This is a genomic window from Bacteroides sp. (genome assembly GCA_036351255.1).
Lineage (GTDB): Bacteria > Bacteroidota > Bacteroidia > Bacteroidales > UBA7960 > UBA7960.
The window spans coordinates 1-3,020 of record JAZBOS010000112.1; the positions used below are offsets into that span (position 1 = coordinate 1).

3 protein-coding genes are annotated in these 3,020 nt (G+C 50.3%); all 3 read right to left on the reverse strand.

Annotation, left to right across the window (positions count from 1 at the left end):
• Positions 1-271 (reverse strand): hypothetical protein (locus V2I46_11140; GenBank protein MEE4178050.1); only part of this gene is annotated, 271 nt, incomplete at its 3' end.
• Between the two features lie 258 nt (positions 272-529).
• Positions 530-1,381 carry a hypothetical protein gene (locus tag V2I46_11145; protein ID MEE4178051.1) on the reverse strand — a complete coding sequence of 284 codons (852 nt, stop codon included), beginning with the start codon at positions 1,379-1,381 and terminating at the stop codon, positions 530-532.
• Positions 1,382-1,654: 273 nt separating this feature from the next.
• Positions 1,655-3,020 (reverse strand): ABC transporter ATP-binding protein (locus V2I46_11150; GenBank protein ID MEE4178052.1); only part of this gene is annotated, 1,366 nt, incomplete at its 5' end.

The following is a 3,020-nucleotide window of genomic DNA, read 5'->3' on the forward strand; positions in this document are numbered from 1 at the left end:
TTGAAAAACTTGGATCGAAGGGCGTTTTCTTCTGGATTTCTTCCCTGTTAAAAATATCTCCTGAAAGAAGGATCAGCAACCCCTTTTTTTTATCAATTAAAAAAAAATCTTTGGGCTTATAGGGAAGCGAATTACTTAAAAAAAAACCTCCATGGAAATCATGGAAGTTTACAGGAATCTCAAGACCGTCTTCCCAATCCATTAAAATTTTTGTTTTTAAAAGACCAGGAATCTTATTTTTCTCAGGACCTAAGATTGCTCCAAACAGCATTAAATTTTAATAAAATTTTTAAGAAACTCTTCTTTCTATGTAAATAGGAGAATTTTCAGGTATTAATTGTTCCTTATCCAATCTAGTTCCCCCATATGTATCCTTCTTCACGGAAACCACTTTCACGAAAGGTTTTATCCAGGGCTTTTTTATAATGAGGGTGGTCTTCATCGAAAATTCAGGGCTAATGGATTATGTTCTGTGCAAATTTAGAGAATAAGGCCAATGAAAACAAGTATTCTTGCCTGATAAACGGTTTTATTTGGTGTTTTGTTTTTGCTGCTGCAGATATTTTGCCAGGCTTTGCTGCAGGCTGGTGATGGTGCAGGTTTCAGGGCGGAGGACACGGATAAGGGGCAGGTTGTTGAGCATCAGCAGGATCTGCTTCAGATAGGCTTTTTCCGTTTCGGGCATGCCCCGCAGCATCTCCCAGTGGCAGATCTCGCTGCGCAGCAGGCTGAACTGCTCATCGGCCGGGGGCTGCTCAATGCGGATGTCCTGGCCCGGATGCCTTTCGAGGTGCAGCAGGTATTGCAGGGGGTAGCGGTCGGTGTGGTGGGGCGGGTTCTTCAGGGCGTATTTGCCCGTGAAGGGATCGGGGGCCTCCAAGTGCTTATCATCGAGACCAAGCTGCCTGACGGTGTTTTCGCGCAGGCGTATCTTACGGTCCACCGGCCAGATCATTGGCTTATTTTCTTCAAATACCACGGCGCTGAGGTCGTCGGAGAGTGCTGTGGACCCTGCCTGATGGAAGGCAGCTGTGAGCGACGACTTGCCCGCTCCGCTTTGCCCCAGCAGCAGTACCCCTGCACCTTCAAACACAAAGCTGGCCGCGTGGAAATGCAGGATGCCCCTTTGATGCAGCAGGGCCGCCAGGGGAAGTCCCTGCAACTGCGCCTTTACCCATCGGCGGTCAATCCCTTCCTGGGCCTTAAACCACAACTCTTTCCCCTCCAGCGCATAATATACCCCTGCACCGGGTATCACCAGCCGGCATTCCCGATCGTTGACCTCCATCTCGGGGGTGGAATAAACAGGGTATTCCACAAAAGGGATCTCAGGCAGGGACTGGATAAGGACGTCTTTTATGGGATAATGGGCATGGGGCATGGGGCTTGGTGCTAAAGAGTTGTCGTTGTTGTCAGGTTATCAGGTTGTCATTATTAAGATCACAGGGTTTCAGGTGTTGGGTTTCAGGTTTAAGGAATTATCTGTTAATCAGCGATTTTAGGATACTTATGAAATCAAAAATCCCTGCCAGCCGGTTTACCCGCCGAAAGAGGGCAGGCTGGGTTAGTCGATATTCTTTAATCAAAGAATCTTTCTCAACCTCAACCTTAACATTGAACTTCAAACCCCATGCTCCATGCCCCTTGCCCCATGCTATAACCGAATCATCTGATCAAACCACGGATACACTGACTCGCGGTGGGTGATGAACAGAATGGTGATATGTTTTTTAAGTTTTTCAATGACTTCCATGATTCGTTTCTCGTTTTCGGCATCAAGGCTTGAGGTGGCTTCGTCGAGGATGAGCAGGCGGGGTTTGCGCAGGAGGACGCGTGCCAGGGCCAGCCGCTGGCGTTCACCGCCCGAGAAGTAATAGGCGTAGTTGGCCAGTTCGGTATCCAGTCCTTTGGGCTGGCGGTTGATCAACTCGTTGATGTTCACCTGTTTCAGCACCTGCATGATCTCATAGTCGCTGAAGTTCTTCCCACTATCCCATACCAGGTTTTCGCGTATGCTGCCATCCACAAAGAAGGAGTCCTGGGGCAGGTAGCCGATGCTGCTTTTCCAGGCAGGCAGGAGGCTATCGTCAAGGGTTTTCCCATCCACCATTATTTGCCCTGCTTGTGGTTTTTGCAGCCCTGCGATAAGGTCGATCAGGGTAGTTTTGCCCCTGCCCGATTCTCCTACAATGCCTGTCAGGCGGTTTGCCTGTATGCTGGCGCTGAAGCCGGTAAAAAGGGGCTCAGCCTTGGGGTAGGCGAAGTGCAGGTCTTCGATGCGGATATCCTTTTTTACCTGAAGGGCATCGCCGTGCTTTACCTCAGGGAACCCTCTTTCTTCAAAAGTTTCATCGAGCTTCAGCACCATTTTCACTGAGGCGATGTCAGCAAAGATGTAGCTGAGCTCGGAGTTGATGCCTGCAAACTGTGGGAAGATGCGGGCAAACAGCACAATGAGGATGAAGAAGCTGGCCAGGGGAACCTGCTCCACCCGGTAGCCCAGGTAGATGACGGCCACCAGCACCACGATGCCTGCCAGTTTGTAGAGCAGCTGAGGCAGGGAATAATTGCGGGTGAGGCGGTATTGTAGTTTCAGGATGTCCTGGTTGGCGTTGTCGAACTTCTCATAATAGAAGCGTTCGCTGTTGTGCACCTTGGCGATCTTGACGGTAACCCAGAAGTCGTCGATGTATTTCAGCAGGCGGTTAAACGAGCCTACGTAGCGGTCGCCAAGCCTTGCAGACCGCCTCAGGAATCCCCGCATCAGCACAAAAGTCAACACACCGGTTACAACTACCAGCGTGGTAAAACGGGCCGACACCAGGAAGGCATAAAACAGGTGGGCCGCCGTAATGATCAGGCGGGTGAGGATTTGCAGGTAGAAGTAATAATAGTTGGTAAGTTTGGGCACCTCTTCGGTGAGCACCTGGAGGTGGTTGTGGCGGCTCTTGCTGTTGAGGCTGGGCCAATCGCTCAGGATGATCTTGCGGAACAGCCGCCTGCGGATCTGGTAGGAGAAA

Bases quoted from the DNA above. Each gene is read 5' to 3' on its own strand.
- V2I46_11145 (MEE4178051.1), bottom strand. From the start codon at position 1,381: ATGCCCCATGCCCATTATCCCATAAAAGACGTCCTTATCCAGTCCCTG.